This is a genomic window from Noviherbaspirillum agri (genome assembly GCF_054780595.1).
In genome coordinates this window covers 271474-286539 of sequence record NZ_BAAGWA010000006.1, presented here as the reverse complement: position 1 = coordinate 286539, position 15066 = coordinate 271474, and the positions used below count along the sequence as shown (strand labels likewise).

The 15066-nt window shown below is 57.1% G+C and carries 14 protein-coding genes and 4 tRNA genes; 3 read left to right on the top strand and 15 right to left on the bottom strand.

Going from position 1 to position 15066, the window contains the following annotated elements; all coding sequences use genetic code 11:
* Positions 1–25: 25 nt before the first annotated feature.
* A complete protein-coding gene (locus ACYVIA_RS13410) occupies positions 26–1084 on the top strand; it encodes a phosphotransferase (RefSeq protein ID WP_460841529.1) in 1059 nt (352 codons plus the stop codon).
* 101 nt (positions 1085–1185) lie between these two features.
* Positions 1186–1878: a glutathione binding-like protein gene (locus tag ACYVIA_RS13405; protein ID WP_460841528.1), complete on the top strand. Its 693-nt coding sequence runs from the start codon at positions 1186–1188 to the stop codon at positions 1876–1878.
* A 98-nt stretch (positions 1879–1976) separates the two neighbouring features.
* Here the strand turns inward: ACYVIA_RS13405 and ACYVIA_RS13400 are convergent, their stop codons facing one another.
* From ACYVIA_RS13400 to ACYVIA_RS13375, 6 genes are all read right to left on the bottom strand, one after another.
* Complete coding sequence (locus tag ACYVIA_RS13400; protein ID WP_460841526.1) at positions 1977–2432, bottom strand: MaoC family dehydratase; 456 nt, start codon at positions 2430–2432, stop codon at positions 1977–1979.
* A 39-nt stretch (positions 2433–2471) separates the two neighbouring features.
* The gene (locus ACYVIA_RS13395; RefSeq protein WP_460841524.1) at positions 2472–2930 is read right to left on the bottom strand and encodes a MaoC family dehydratase; all 459 of its coding nucleotides are present in this window, start codon (positions 2928–2930) and stop codon (positions 2472–2474) included.
* A gap of 17 nt (positions 2931–2947) precedes the next feature.
* Positions 2948–4087, bottom strand: a complete 1140-nt coding sequence (locus tag ACYVIA_RS13390; RefSeq protein WP_460841523.1) for an acyl-CoA dehydrogenase family protein — start codon at positions 4085–4087, stop codon at positions 2948–2950.
* 7 nt (positions 4088–4094) lie between these two features.
* A complete protein-coding gene (locus tag ACYVIA_RS13385) occupies positions 4095–5291 on the bottom strand; it encodes an acyl-CoA dehydrogenase family protein (RefSeq protein WP_460841521.1) in 1197 nt (398 codons plus the stop codon).
* Between the two features lie 198 nt (positions 5292–5489).
* Positions 5490–5909, bottom strand: coding sequence for a DUF1178 family protein (locus ACYVIA_RS13380; protein ID WP_460841519.1), 420 nt, complete (start codon positions 5907–5909; stop codon positions 5490–5492).
* A gap of 286 nt (positions 5910–6195) precedes the next feature.
* On the bottom strand, positions 6196–6480 hold the full coding sequence (locus ACYVIA_RS13375) for a hypothetical protein (RefSeq protein WP_460841517.1): 285 nt from the start codon (positions 6478–6480) through the stop codon (positions 6196–6198).
* Positions 6481–6523: 43 nt separating this feature from the next.
* On the opposite strand from ACYVIA_RS13375, the gene ACYVIA_RS13370 reads away from it, so the two are divergent.
* The gene (locus ACYVIA_RS13370) at positions 6524–6691 is read left to right on the top strand and encodes a hypothetical protein (RefSeq protein ID WP_460841515.1); all 168 of its coding nucleotides are present in this window, start codon (positions 6524–6526) and stop codon (positions 6689–6691) included.
* A 193-nt stretch (positions 6692–6884) separates the two neighbouring features.
* Here the strand turns inward: ACYVIA_RS13370 and lipA are convergent, their stop codons facing one another.
* From lipA to ACYVIA_RS13325, 9 genes are all read right to left on the bottom strand, one after another.
* Positions 6885–7883 (bottom strand): lipoyl synthase, encoded by a 999-nt coding sequence (lipA, locus tag ACYVIA_RS13365; RefSeq protein WP_460841513.1) that lies wholly within the window; start codon positions 7881–7883, stop codon positions 6885–6887.
* 19 nt (positions 7884–7902) lie between these two features.
* Complete coding sequence (gene gcvT / locus ACYVIA_RS13360) at positions 7903–9027, bottom strand: glycine cleavage system aminomethyltransferase GcvT (RefSeq protein ID WP_460841511.1); 1125 nt, start codon at positions 9025–9027, stop codon at positions 7903–7905.
* Positions 9028–9069: 42 nt separating this feature from the next.
* Positions 9070–10449, bottom strand: a complete 1380-nt coding sequence (locus ACYVIA_RS13355; RefSeq protein WP_460841509.1) for an L-serine ammonia-lyase — start codon at positions 10447–10449, stop codon at positions 9070–9072.
* Positions 10450–10540: 91 nt separating this feature from the next.
* Positions 10541–13402, bottom strand: coding sequence for an aminomethyl-transferring glycine dehydrogenase (gcvP, locus tag ACYVIA_RS13350; protein ID WP_460841507.1), 2862 nt, complete (start codon positions 13400–13402; stop codon positions 10541–10543).
* 110 nt (positions 13403–13512) lie between these two features.
* Entirely contained in the window at positions 13513–13893 is a 381-nt protein-coding gene (gene gcvH, locus ACYVIA_RS13345; RefSeq protein WP_460841505.1) for a glycine cleavage system protein GcvH, read from the bottom strand.
* 545 nt (positions 13894–14438) lie between these two features.
* Positions 14439–14531: transfer RNA gene (locus ACYVIA_RS13340), tRNA-Leu, on the bottom strand.
* 61 nt (positions 14532–14592) lie between these two features.
* Positions 14593–14666 (bottom strand) — tRNA-Cys (locus tag ACYVIA_RS13335).
* 105 nt (positions 14667–14771) lie between these two features.
* Positions 14772–14847: transfer RNA gene (locus tag ACYVIA_RS13330), tRNA-Gly, on the bottom strand.
* Between the two features lie 97 nt (positions 14848–14944).
* A tRNA-Gly gene (locus ACYVIA_RS13325) sits at positions 14945–15020 on the bottom strand.
* Between the last annotated feature and the right edge of the window lie 46 nt (positions 15021–15066).

Here is a 15066-nt window from a genome sequence, read left to right as displayed (position 1 = left end):
TCCGCCCTTCATTTAAGGAGACAAGATGTACGAAGAATTCATGGGTACGCGGCCCGTTTCGGAGCGGGCGAAGTTCGACGTCGCCGCCTTGCAGGAATACATGCGCCAGCATATCGACGGCTTTTCCGGCGAACTGACAGTGGAACAGTTCAAGGGCGGTCAATCCAATCCGACCTTCAAACTCACCGCTGGCGACCAGCGCTATGTACTGCGTACCAAGCCGGGCCCCGCCGCGAAGCTGCTGGCATCCGCCCATGCCATCGACCGTGAATTCCGTGTGATGGATGCCTTGCACAAAGCCGGCTTCCCTGCCGCACGTCAGTACACCCTGTGTCTGGATGAATCCGTCATAGGACGGGCGTTCTACATCATGGACTTCGTCGACGGCCGCGTGCTGTGGGATCAATCGCTGCCCGGCATGACGCAGGAAGAACGCGGTGCTATTTACGACGAAATGAACCGCGTCATCTCGCGGCTGCATACGGTTGACTACGCAGCCATTGGACTGGCGGATTACGGCAAGCCGGGCAACTACTTCGCGCGCCAGATCGATCGCTGGACCAAGCAGTACCGGGCGTCCGAGACCGAGAAGATCGAGGCCATGGACAACCTGATCGAGTGGCTGCCCAAGAATATTCCCGAAGGCGATGAAACCAGCATCGTCCATGGCGACTTCCGAATCGATAACATGATCTTCCATCCGACCGAACCGCGCGTCCTGGCGGTGCTCGACTGGGAACTCTCGACCTTGGGCCATCCGCTGGCCGACTTCTCCTACCACTGCATGAGCTGGCACATCCCGCAAGGCCAGTTCCGCGGCATTGGCGGCCTCGATCTCAAGGCGCTCGGCATCCCGAGCGAGGAGGCATACATCGCGAAATACTGCGAGCGCACTGGCAAAACGATCCGCAAGGAAGACTGGAGCTTCTACATCGCGTACAACATGTTCCGCCTCGCCGGCATCCTGCAGGGCATCATGAAGCGTTATGTCGACGGCACCGCCTCCAGCGAGCAGGCACTAAAGAATGGCAAGGCGGCGCGCCCGATGGCGGAAATGGGCTGGCGTTACGCAAGCGGCCAATAACCTCGGCAAGCACGGCCGCGCAGCACCTTTCTCCTGCGGGGAAGTGCAAACTTCTGCATAATCCATGCAGCGTTTGAACTTCCACCGTCAGGAGAACAACAATGATTGACGTCTATTCCGCAGCAACGCCGAACGGCCACAAGGTCCACATCATGCTGGAAGAGTGTGGTCTCCCCTACCGGGTACACCACATCAACATTGGTGAGGGCGACCAGTTCAAGCCCGACTTCCTCGCCATTTCCCCCAACAACAAGATTCCCGCCATCGTCGACGCAGAAGGACCGGACGGCAAGCCGATTTCGCTCTTCGAGTCCGGCGCCATTCTCGTTTACCTGGCAAGCAAGGTCGGCAAATTCCTTGGTAGTACCGATCGTGAAAAATTCACGACGCTGCAGTGGCTGATGTTCCAGATGGGCGGCGTCGGCCCCATGCTCGGCCAAGCCCACCACTTCCGCATTTATGCACCAGAAAAGATCGAGTATGCGGTCAATCGCTATACGAATGAGGCCAAGCGCCTATATAGCGTGATCGACAAGCAGCTGGAAAAGCACGCATATCTGGCCGGTGAGGAGTACACGATCGCCGATATCGCGACCTTCCCATGGCTGCGCTCCTGGAAGAACCAGGGCATCGAATGGGAAGACTATCCGCACGCGAAACGCTGGTTCGACGAAATCAGCGAACGCCCGGCGGTTCAGCGTGGCGTTGAAGTCCTCGCCAAAGAACGTAAGCCGCTACTCGATGAGAAGTCAAAAGAAATGTTGTTTGGCAACGCGCAGTACCAGAAGCGGTAAACCGCCGCAGAATAGAAAAAAGCGCGAAACGTTGCAGTGAACGATGGGCGCTGAACGATGGGCTCCATATTGGAGCCCATCACATCCTTACAGGCACGCTACAGATATCGCCTGACGATCGACTCGGCGACGCATGCTGGCTTGTCCCCGCCCTCTACCTCCATTGTCACCTTCCACACGATCTGCACGCCGCCGTCGATGTCTTCCACCTCCAGCAGGGTCATGCGGCCGCGTAAACGGCTTCCGACGGGTACGGGCGCCGGAAATCGGACCTTGTTCAGTCCGTAGTTCACCCCCATCTTTGAGGGCGGCAGCGACACTGCGCTCTGCATCATCATCGGCAGCAATGACAATGTCAGGAAGCCGTGCGCAATCGTCCCGCCGTAGGGTGACTCCTTGCGACTACGCTCGACATCAAGGTGAATCCACTGGTGGTCACCGGTGGCGTCGGCAAAAAGATTGACGCGTTCCTGCGTGACCGGGAACCAGTCTGTTACCGCCACTTCCTGCCCGACCAGCCCCTTCAGTTCTTCTTCAGATGCAATGACGCGCATGTTGTCTCCGTTATTTGTGTAACACAGCGCAGGGAAGAATCAGGCGCCAGGACGCCGCTGGAACATCCCCATGCCTTTAATGGTCGCGACCAGTTCACCGTGCTGGTTCTTTGCCTCCCATAACGTCACCACGACGCCACGGTCCGGCTTGCTCGCGGATGGCCGCATTTCCAGCGCAGTTGTCGTGACGTTCAGCGTATCACCGCCACGCACCGGCTTGATCCAGCGGATTTCGTCCACGCCAGGCGAACCGAGACTGGCGGCACCATTCAGGAAGCCGTCAACCATCAGTCGCATGATGAGGCCGCAGGTATGCCAACCGCTGGCAATGATCCCGCCATACATCGATTGTCCCGCTGCCGCCTTGTCGACATGAAAGGGCTGGGGGTCGAACTGTTTCGCAAAATCGATGATCTCTTCTTCGGTAACTGTTCTTGATCCGACTTCGATCGTTTTGCCAACTTCAAAGTCCTCGAAATACCAGTGCAATTGCGACATGTTCTCCCCCTATGGTATTAAGCGACCTTCTTGAAGTCCGGCTGTGCTGCAAAACGCGCCAGATGATGGTCTGTATCACCGAGCGTCAACTCGATCATGGTCAAGCGCTTGAAGTGATGTGCAGCCGGGAGCTCGTTCGTGACCCCCATGCCGCCGTGCAGCTGGATCGCCTGTTGCCCCACATACTTCAGTGCTTGTCCGACGCGCGCCTTGGCAGCGGAAACCGTGCGGCGCCGTTCACCAGCTTCCGGCGAATCCACCTTCACTGCCGCGAGAGTCGCCATCGAACGCGCCTGCTCCGCCTGCATGAACATTTCAGCCATCCGATGCTGCAAAGCCTGGAATTTTCCGATCGGCACACCGAACTGTTGGCGTGTCTTCAGATATTCCAACGTTGCGGCATTCAACGCATCCATTGCGCCGACCGCCTCGGCACACAGCAGCGTCGCGCCATAGTCGGCCGCCGCATCCAGGATGTCCCAGCCGCTTCCCGCCTTGCCGAGCAAGGCCGACGCAGGCACGCGCACATTGGAGAAGACGATGTCGGCAGCGCGCTGGCAGTCGATCGTGCGGTACTCACGGCGCGTTACCCCGGCAGTATCGGCGGGGATCAGGAACAAAGAAATGCCATCCGTGTCGGACTGGCCACCGGCCGTACGCGCAGAAATGATGAGCTGATCGGCCTGAGCACCGTGAATCACTACCGTCTTTGTGCCATTGAGGACAAAGTCCTCGCCGTCTGCCTTGGCGCTGGTCATGATGTTGAACAACTCGTGACGTGCCTGCTTCTCGCCAAGCGCGCATGCCAGTTTCAGCTCGCCTGTGGCGACCTTCTCCAACATTGCTTCGCGGCCGCCGGCAAGCTTCAAGAACTGCGCGCCCAATACGGTTGCAAAGTAAGGCTCCACGACAAGTCCGCGGCCGAGCTCCTGCATCACGACCATCATGTCGACCGCCGAGCCGTTGAAACCACCCTGCTCTTCCGGCACCGGCAGTGCAGTCATTCCCAGTTCAACGAGGGTCGCCCATGCCGTATCGGACACGCCTTGCTCGGAATGGACGATCTTGTTGCGATGCTCGAAGGTGTAGTCCTTGTCGATGAAACGGCGCAGCGCATCCTTGAATTGTTGCTGCTCGGGTGTGTAGTTGAAGTCCATGGTCTCCTCACAGGCCCAGAATCATCTGGGTGATGATGTTTTTCTGAATTTCGTTCGAACCACCGTAGATCGAAGTCTTGCGGTAGTTGAAGTAGTACGGCGCAAGCGGGGCCGCATCATCATCCCCGGCAAGACTGTGCTCATGCTCACCTTCCAGGTAGGCCGGGTCGAACGGCATCGCGTACGGGCCGACGGCTTCGACCATCAACTCGGTGAGCATTTGCTGGACTTCCGTGCCTTTGACCTTCAGCATCGATGCTTCCGGCCCCGGCCCGCGCTTGCTGCTTTCCTGCGACAGCACGCGCAGCACTGTCATTTCAAGCGCCATGATCTCGATCTCGAGGCTGGCGATTTTGGCCGCATACACAGGATCATCCAGCAGCGGCTTGCCGTTCTTCGAGTGACTGTTCGCAACTCGCTTGAGGAACTGGAGCTCGCGCTTTGCACGGCCAACCGCAGCAATGTTGGTACGTTCATGACCCAGCAAGTACTTCGCGTACGTCCAGCCCTTGTTTTCCTCGCCGATCAGGTTCTGGACCGGCACTTTCACATTGTCAAAGAACACTTCGTTCACTTCGTGTTCTTCATCGAGCATGATGATCGGCCGCACCGTGATGCCCGGGGTCTTCATGTCAATCAGGAGGAAGGAAATGCCTTCCTGTTTGCGTGCATTCGGATCGGTGCGCACAAGACAGAAAATCATGTCGGCATGCTGCGCCAGCGTCGTCCATGTCTTTTGCCCATTGACGATATAAAAGTCACCCTGGCGCTCCGCACGGGTTTTGAGTGAAGCCAGGTCGGAGCCTGAGCCAGGCTCGGAATAACCTTGGCACCACCAGTCGTCGCAGTTGAGGATGCGCGGCAGGTAATGCCGCTTTTGCGCTTCATTTCCGAATGCCATGATGACCGGGGCAACCATTGCGACACCGAACGGCATGATCGGCGGTGTACCCGCAGCAGCGCACTCCTCCTCCCAGATATGGCGCTGGACCGGGCTCCACCCCGTGCCACCGTATTCTTTCGGCCAACCGGTACCGACCCAGCCCTGCTTGGCAACGATCTTGTGCCAACGAACATAGTCTTCTTTGGAAAGGCGCTTGTGATTGAGGACTTTGTGCTGCAGGTCTTTCGGAAGGTTCGCGTCGAGGAAGGCGCGAACGGAATCGCGGAAGGCGAGGTCTTCCGCCGTGTAATTCAAATCCATGCTGTCTCCTTGTTGTCCCGGTTAAAAAGCACGACCGTTCTAAAATGATTATACAGGCGGATTATTTCGCCGTGTGACAAAAAAATGGTGCGCAATTCCATATTGCCTTTTAGGAAACTAAAGGCATTGTGGATACACAAGTAACAAGAAAAGGAGCGAATCAGGCAGAGAGCTTGCCGGGCTCCGCCGGTACCCGATCTATTGAAGAGTTTGCTTCAGGATGGATGCGGGCAGAGGCAGGACATCGATCCCCTCTTCGATCAGTGCCTCGCACTCAGTTGATGTCGCCACACCGCGGATCGCTCGCTCCGGTGCTTCACTGTAATGAATCCGCCTTGCTTCCTCCGCAAAACGATCGCCCACATCTTCGCTATTGGCGGCGATCTGGCGAATCATGCCGAGAACCTGCGCCTGAACTTCGGCCACGGCATCGCTTTGCGGTGCCGGTGCGCCGGAAAGATTCAAGCGCGGCGCAGCAGGCAACCGCTTGACGACATGGTTTCCGCAGACCGGGCATTCGATTCCCCTTGCGTCCGACTGCACCTTGAAATCTTCTTCGGACGAGAACCATCCTTCGAAGCGATGATCGTTTTCGCAGCAGAGGTTATAGACTTTCATGAAGCGGGATGCCAAGCCTAATGGGACTTTCGCGAATCCGGGCAAAATGGGTTACTAGCCAGAACGAAGCGAAAAAGTAATGAATGTGAAGGACACCGCGCTCAGCAATGCGCAACAGTGTCAGCGCGCAGCGCATTCTACATTTATCCGCTCGGAAATGCTCACAAGGCACAGGCCTACGACAACGTTTGCCTTGACATTCCTTGTAAAAACGCCGGTCAGGCGACTCGGCGAGATACGGGGAGCAACGAAGCGGCGCGAATATAGCGCCGCCACTCTTGCTTGCTTACTTGAATTCAAATTGTTGCTGGGCTTGATCCAAGAGGCCCGGCAAGCGTTGTGCCAACAGCACCGCCTTTGCCCGCCGACGCGCGGAAGTCACCTCCATCGCTCCGGTAAGTTTTTTCACACTGGATTTTATTTCCACAACTTGTTCCGATTTGGCGAGGCGAACCAAGCCGCGCAGAGCTTCGCGATAAACATGTTTTTCGCGGGCACTGGGTTCTTCTCCGAAGGTTGCAGTGATCAAGTTTTCGATAACGACGTCGGTGCTGGTGGGGCAGTTTCGCATGGCCTTAACCTCGTTGAGGGAAAGAATTTTCTCGGGAGCAAGTATGGCAAAATTTACCGTTAATACGCTTGAGAAATCTCAATTGGCCAACGGATTGAATGAGAAAATGCAACATAAGTTACAAATGGAAATAAAAAAGCCCGCAGGCAATGCGATGCGGGCGAATACTTCTTGGGAGGTTCAAAGCAGTGCTTATCGTAAAGGAGGTTAGAGAGCGGCAATTTGAGCGAAAACAAACCCGTTACTCCGTTTGGGATGTCTCAACAGTTTGAGAATTTTCAACAGAAAGTGTTACCAAGCTTGTGGGCAACCGTGTTGTGAACTCCGTAAGACATTGATTTTCAAACGTTCTCTCCCATACGCACTTAGACGGACACTTTTCGAGCAGCGGTGGAAGTGCCAATTTAGGCTTGCGATGCCAGCGCCTGCTTTGCCTGCATATCCGCATGATAGGAAGACCGCACCATTGGTCCGGATGCGACATGCGTGAAGCCCATCTTTTCCCCTGTTACCCTAAGTGCGTTGAACTCCTCCGGCGTCACATAACGCTGGACAGGAAGATGATGTGCGCTCGGCTGTAAATATTGCCCAAGAGTCAACATCTCAATGTTGTGCTCCCGCATATCGCGCATCACCGCTTCGACCTCTTCCAACGTTTCGCCCAAGCCCAACATCAGTCCGGACTTGGTCGGAACCTGTGGATGGCGCTGTTTAAATCGATGCAGCAAGTCCAGTGAGTGCTCATAGTCGGCGCCGGGGCGCGCCATGCGGTACAGGCGCGGCACCGTCTCGAGATTGTGATTGAATACGTCTGGCGGGGCTTGGCCGAGCAACTCCAGCGCGACATCCATCCGTCCCCGGAAGTCAGGCGTCAGGATTTCAATTCGAATGTCGGGGCTCAGTCGGCGCGTTTCTTCGATACAGGCTACAAAATGGCCCGCCCCGCCATCCCGCAAATCATCGCGATCAACCGAAGTGATCACCACATAGTTCAAGCCCATCGCCTGTATCGTGCTCGCCATGTTCTTCGGCTCGTTGGGATCGAGCGGATTCGGACGCCCGTGGCCGACATCGCAGAATGGGCAGCGGCGGGTACAGATATCGCCCATGATCATGAACGTTGCCGTGCCGCTCTTGAAGCACTCGCCGAGATTCGGGCAATTCGCCTCCTCGCATACGGTATGCAAGTGGTTCTCGCGCAGCACTGCCTTCAGCCGCTGCACCTCCTTCGTACCCGTGAATTCGGCTCGGATCCACTTCGGCTTGCGCAGATACTGGGATGGCTCGGTCGGCACGATCTTGATCGGAATACGCGCCATTTTCTCTGCGCCGCGCAGCTTCTCTCCTGCCTTGACAGGACTTGGCGCAGGATTCTTGCTGACAGGGGAATTCGATTCGCTCATTGCTGTCCTTTACCGGCCGTTAGCCGCGATAGTAGCGCTGCGGCACAAACGGAGTCTTCGCCACTTCGACCGGAACCGGTTTGCCGCGGACAATCGCATTTAATGCTGTACCGATTGCTGCATGTGGTGTCTCGACATAGCCCATTGCAACCGGACCGCCAAGTGTCGGGCCGAAGCCGCCACTGGTGACCTTGCCAATAACTCGCCCGGCTGCATCGACCAACTCTGCGCCTTCGCGTACCGGCATCCGATCTTTCACCAGCAGGCCGACACGCTTGCGGGCGACGCCTTCTGCCAGCTGACGCATGATGATTTCCGCACCCGCGTACCCACCAACGCGGGCACCATCAGCACGACGGACCTTGGACAATGCCCATGCGAGGCTCGCCTCGACCGGCGTCGTCTGGGTGTCCATGTCATGCCCGTAGAGACATAATCCCGCTTCGAGACGCAGCGAATCGCGTGCACCAAGACCGATCGGAGCGACCTCAGGCTGTGCCAGCAGCAGACGGGCCAGCTCTTCAGCCTTCTCAGCCGGAACAGAGATCTCGAAGCCGTCTTCCCCTGTGTAACCCGAGCGGCTGATAAAGCACTCAGCGCCGACGAGCGTGACTTTGGCGGTATTCATGAAGACCATCTTCGCAGTGTCCGGTGCGAGACGAGCCATGACGGCGCCAGCGGCCGGTCCCTGCAACGCAAGCAGCGCACGATCCGCAAGTTCCTCGACCGTGCAGCGCCCGGCAAGATGCTTTCTCAGGTGTGCGACATCCTGCTGTTTACAAGCTGCATTCACCACGAGGAACAGATGGTCGCCACCATTCGAGACCATCAGGTCATCGAGGATTCCGCCCTGCTCATTCGTGAAGACCGCGTAGCGCTGGAGATTGCGCGGCAGGTCGACAATATCGACTGGCACCAAAGACTCAAGCGCTGCTGCGGCACCCTCGCCCGACAGCCGGACCTGGCCCATATGGGATACGTCAAACAACCCTGCTTGAGTACGCGTATGGTTGTGCTCCTTCAGTACGCCGCTTGGATACTGCACCGGCATCTCATAGCCTGCAAATGGGACCATCTTGGCGCCGAGCTCAACATGGAGGTTGTACAGCGGCGTGCGGGCGAGAGCCTGGGTGTTGGTATCCATAGAAATCCGTTCCTTGTTATTGAATGCAAAAAACAACCGAGCTCAGCACTCGATCACATTGACCGCGAGCCCTCCGCGCGCAGTCTCCTTGTATTTAACCTTCATATCGGCGCCCGTCTCCCTCATGGTCTTGATGACTTTATCGAGAGAAACGAAATGGTGTCCGTTACCGCACAACGCCATTCGTGCGGCGTTGATTGCCTTGATCGATCCCATCGCATTGCGCTCGATGCACGGCACCTGCACCAGCCCGCCGATCGGGTCGCATGTAAGCCCGAGATTGTGCTCCATGCCGATTTCCGCGGCATTCTCGACCTGCTCCGGCGTTCCGCCCATTACTTCGGCCAGCGCACCCGCCGCCATCGAGCATGCGACGCCAACCTCGCCCTGGCAGCCGACCTCTGCACCGGAAATCGATGCATTCTCCTTGTACAGGATGCCGATCGCTGCTGCCGTCAGAAGGAAACGGATGACGCCCTCTTCGTTCGCGCCGGGAATGAAACGGTGGTAGTAGTGCAGGACGGCCGGCACGATGCCCGCCGCACCATTTGTCGGCGCAGTGACCACGCGTCCGCCGGCGGCATTCTCTTCGTTGACCGCCAATGCATACAGGTTGACCCAGTCCAGCGTCGTCAGCGGATCGCGCAAATTCGCTTCCGGCTGGCTCGACAGCTTGCGATAAAGTTCAGCTGCGCGTCGTTGCACCTGCAATCCACCCGGCAGCGTTCCTTCCTTCTCGCATCCCCGTCGGACGCACTCCTGCATCACCTGCCAAATTCTTAACAGCCCGGCACGCGTGTCCGCCTCGGGGCGCCAGGCCGTTTCGTTTTGCAGCATCAAGCTGCTGATCGCCGCGTTATTCTGCTTACATAGCGCAAGCATCTGCGACGCGGTCGTAAACGGATGGCGGAGGACCGTCGTATCCGGCACGATGCGATCGCTCCCCGCCGCTTCCTCGTTCACGACAAAGCCACCACCCACGGAGTAATAGACTTTGCTCGACACATCAGTGCCGGCAGCGTCATATGCCGTCAGGCGCATGCCATTGGGGTGGTATGGCAAGGAGTGCCGCTTGTAGAACAGGAGATGCTCGCTCTCGGCAAATCTGATCTCTTTCTCGCCACGCAGCCTGATGCGCCCGGAACTTCTGACCTGCTCAATCCTGGCTGGCACGGCATCGACATCGACGGTGTCGGGCGCCGCTCCAAGCAGACCGAGGAGCACCGCCTTGTCGCTGCCATGCCCCTTTCCGGTGGCGCCAAGCGAGCCGTACAGCTCCGCCTTGACTGATTCTGTACGCGCAAGCAAGCCGGAATCCTGCAGCCCTGTCACGAACAAGAGTGCGGCACGCATCGGACCTACCGTGTGAGAACTCGACGGTCCGATGCCGATCTTGAACAACTCGAAAACGCTGATGGCCATGATATTCCGCCCTGTTCCAACGAAGATGCAATACAGCTTGGACGCCGGAATACGACCAGGCGTTCACCGCCCTTCTGGCTACCGCCCTGCTTTATTCGTAGTCCGACATCGGGGGGCAGGAGCAGACAAGATTGCGGTCGCCGTACACGTTGTCCACCCGGCCGACCGGCGGCCAGTACTTGTTGCCGCGCAGTGAGCTGACCGGGAACACCGCCTGCTCACGCGAGTAGGCCCGGTTCCATTCGCCGGCAATATCCATTGCCGTATGCGGCGCGTGGCGCAATGCGCTGTCCTCGGCCGTCACGCTTCCGTTTTCGATGGCACGGATCTCCTCGCGAATGGTGATCATCGCTTCACAGAATCGGTCCAGCTCGTCCTTCGATTCACTCTCGGTCGGCTCGATCATTAGCGTGCCCGGCACCGGGAACGACATCGTCGGTGCATGGAAGCCGAAGTCCATCAGGCGCTTCGCGACATCATCCACAGTAACGCCGGTGTCCTTCAGCGGACGCAAGTCCACGATGCACTCATGGGCGACGATTCCGTTCTCGCCTGCGTACAGGATCGGATAATGCGGTGCGAGGCGCTTTGCAATGTAGTTGGCATTCAGGATTGCGACCTGGCTCGCCTCCTTCAGCCCTTGTCGCCCCATCATCTTGATGTAGGTCCAGCTGATCGGCAGGATGCTCGCGCTGCCCCAGGGAGCAGCACAAACCGGTGCCGACTTGTTCTCCAGCACGCGATGCCCAGGGAGGAACGGCGCGAGATGCGATTTCACGCCGATCGGGCCAACGCCGGGCCCGCCACCGCCGTGGGGAATGCAGAATGTCTTGTGCAGGTTCAGATGGGATACGTCGCCACCGAACTTGCCCGGCTGGCAAAGCCCAACCATCGCGTTCATGTTTGCGCCGTCGATATACACCTGGCCGCCGTGCGCATGCACGATGTCGCAGATTTCGGTGACGGCTTCCTCGAACACGCCGTGTGTCGAAGGATAGGTAATCATGATCGCCGCAAGGTCGGACGCATGCTTCTCAGCCTTGGCCTTCAGATCGGCAACGTCGACATTACCGCGCTCGTCGCACTGTACGACAACCACCTGCATGCCGACCATCTGTGCAGTTGCAGGATTGGTGCCATGTGCCGAGCTTGGAATCAGGCAGACATTGCGACGCCCTTCACCGCGGCTCTGGTGGTAAGCGCGGATCGCAAGCAGGCCGGCGTATTCACCCTGCGAGCCGGCATTCGGCTGCAGCGATACGGCATCGTAACCAGTGCACGCCACCAGCATCTGCTCAAGCTCCGAGGTCAACTGCTGGTAGCCTTGTGCCTGCTCCAACGGCGCAAACGGATGGATATTCCCGAACTCCTTCCATGTCACAGGAATCATCTCGGCCGTCGCGTTCAGCTTCATCGTGCACGAACCCAGCGGAATCATCGTGCGGTCAAGCGCCAGGTCCTTGTCTGCCAGCGCGCGCAGATAGCGCAGCATCTGGGTTTCGGAATGATGGCTGTTGAATACCGGATGAGTCAGATACTCGCTGGTACGCACAAGCGCTGCCGGGATCCGGTCGGCAGTACCCTCTTCGCAGGCAGTGAACGATGGCACAGTCTTGTTGCCGGCAAAAATGGCCCAGAGCGCCTCGACATCCTCGCGCGTGGTTGTCTCGTCGAGCGAAATGCCGACTGTTGCATCGTCGACTTCACGCAGGTTCATCGACTGCTTGCGCGCTTGCGCATGAATCTCCAGCGTCTGGGCGCCGGTGTGGACAGTGATCGTGTCGAAGAAACCCGCCGTGCGAACGTCGAGGTCGAGCTTGCGCAGTCCGTCAGCAAGCGTCGCAGCCAGGCGATGTACGCGCTGAGCGATCGTCTTGAGACCCTTCGGGCCATGGTAGACGGCATACATGCTCGCCATGTTCGCGAGGAGCACCTGCGCCGTGCAGACGTTGCTGGTCGCCTTCTCGCGGCGAATATGTTGCTCGCGCGTCTGCATTGCGAGTCGATAGGCCTTGTCGCCATGGCTATCGATTGACACACCCACAATACGGCCGGGCATCAGGCGCTTGTTGGCATCGCGCGTAGCGAGGTACGCCGCATGCGGGCCGCCATATCCGAGCGGCACACCAAAACGCTGCGCCGAACCGATCGCCACATCGGCACCGAATTCACCCGGTGGCGTCACCAAGGTTAGCGCCAGCAGATCGGCTGCTACCACGACCAGTGCATTTTTCGCGTGTGCTTTGGCAACCGTATCCTTGTAGTCGTGGATCTCGCCATCCAGCGTCGGATACTGCAGCAATACGCCAAAGCAGTCCAGTTGATCGAGATCGGTGCGATGATCCCCTACCACGACTTCAATGCCGATCGGCTCGGCACGGGTACGCACTACGTCGATAGTTTGCGGAAAGCATTCCTTTGAAACGAAGAAGGTCTTGCTCTTGCTCTTCGAAACACGCTGGCAGAAGGTCATTGCCTCCGCGGCCGCAGTCGCCTCGTCCAACAGGGAGGCATTGGCAATCTCCATGCCGGTAAGGTCGCAAATCATGGTCTGGAAGTTCAGTAAAGCTTCCAGGCGTCCCTGAGAAATCTCGGGCTGGTATGGCGTGTACGCGGTGTACCAGGCAGGATTCTCAAGCAGATTGCGCAGGATGACATTCGGCGTGTGGCAGTTGTAATAGCCCATGCCAATGTACGACTTGAACAACTGGTTCTTTGATGCAATCTTGTGCAACTCTTCCAGTACTTCCGGCTCGCTCCGGGATTCGCCAAGCTTCAGCGGCTCGTGCGACAGAATGGCACTTGGAACCACTTTTTTGATAAATGCATCCATGGACTCGAAGCCAAGCTCCGCAAGCATTGCTTTCCGATCGCCTTCGCCCGGACCGATATGCCTGTCAATGAAATCCGTACGTTGCTGCAATTCCGCAAACGTAGCCCGCTTCTGAACCATGGTTACCTCTCAAACTGGAATGATGTCTCGCATGCGACCGGCACACGAGCAAATTGCGTAAGGGCGAATGCTGAACCGCAGTCGCCGGATGGATGATCAATCGATGTGACTTAGCCGAGCGAAGCAATATATGCCTTGTAGCCCGTTTCATCCATGAAACCGTTCAGTTCATCCGCCTGATTCGGCTTGAACTTGAAGAACCAGCCTGCGCCCATGGGGTCTTCATTGACCTTGCCCGGCTCATCGGCCAGCGTTGAATTGACCTCGGTCACAACACCACCGGCCGGCATCAGGATCTCGCCGGCGGTCTTTACCGACTCGATCACGGCAGCTTCTTCACCCTTGCTGAACTCCTTGTCCGCGTCAGGCAACTGGACATACACGAGGTCGCCGAGATGGTCCTGGGCGTAGTCAGTGATACCGACCGTGACGAGGCCGTCAGCCTCAATGCGCAGCCATTCATGTTCCTGTGTGTACACGGTCTTGCTCATTCCCCATCTCCTGAAAAGTTGAAAGTTGCACCGGCATTTACCGCTCCATTTGAAAGGAAAATAAGCCGGCAATCATGCTGCGAAATTTTAGTGGGTTCCGTGCTTTTATTGTATTCAAACCAGAGACGACAACATTTAATAATCAAAAATGAATTTATTTCTTCGTTTATTCTTAAAACTCTCCGCTGCGTAAATTTTTAAAAAACAAAATTGCAATTCACTTGGCAAGCATGCAATTACCAACTGGCTTAAGGGGCAATCGCCAAAGAGGAAATGAAGGAAAGCGACTTGAACTGATGAGCAAATGAAAAGAATACCGCCCGATGTGTTCACATCTGCATCCTGCGAGAAGCGTGCGGCAAGTCAAATTTTGACTTCTCCCCTTCCGTCGCATCGGGCCGTGCAATCAAGAAGTACCGACGGAGATACCGACATCATGGCTGTATCCGGTGAATACGCCTGAAGTAATGAGACAACAAAAAACCCGCATAGCCAGAAACCATGCGGGTCTTGAGATGATCATGAGACGGAATGAAACGAGGTCTTGGTGCCCGAGACCGGAATCGAACCGGTACGCCCCCTCTCGGGTAAGCGGCGGATTTTAAGTCCGCTGTGTCTACCAATTTCACCACTCGGGCCTGTGCGGGAGCTACGCATCGCACAAGTAAAAAAAGCGCACACGGCGCTTTTTTAGAAAACTGGAGGCGGGGGTCGGAATTGAACCGGCGTAGACGGCTTTGCAGGCCGCTGCATAACCACTTTGCTACCCCGCCATGGGAAACGTATTGTAACCACAAAACCGAGAGTGTGGCGCGATGCTCAACCATCAACATCGCATCGCTCACTACTGGAGAGCCTTGAAGGCTATCCTGAAAATCTGGAGCGGGAAAAGGGTCTCGAACCCTCGACCTCAACCTTGGCAAGGTTGCGCTCTACCAACTGAGCTATTCCCGCGTAATTCTTCATGCTGATATCGCGACACTCAATCAAGAGCCGTCCGCACATCAGGCGAAATAAAAAAGGAAGCTTGCGGAAGCTTCCTTTGAGAACCTGGAGCGGGAAAAGGGTCTCGAACCCTCGACCTCAACCTTGGCAAGGTTGCGCTCTACCAACTGAGCTATTCCCGCGTTCACAACAGACGCACATTATAGAGCCCTGCTGTTTTTTGTCAAG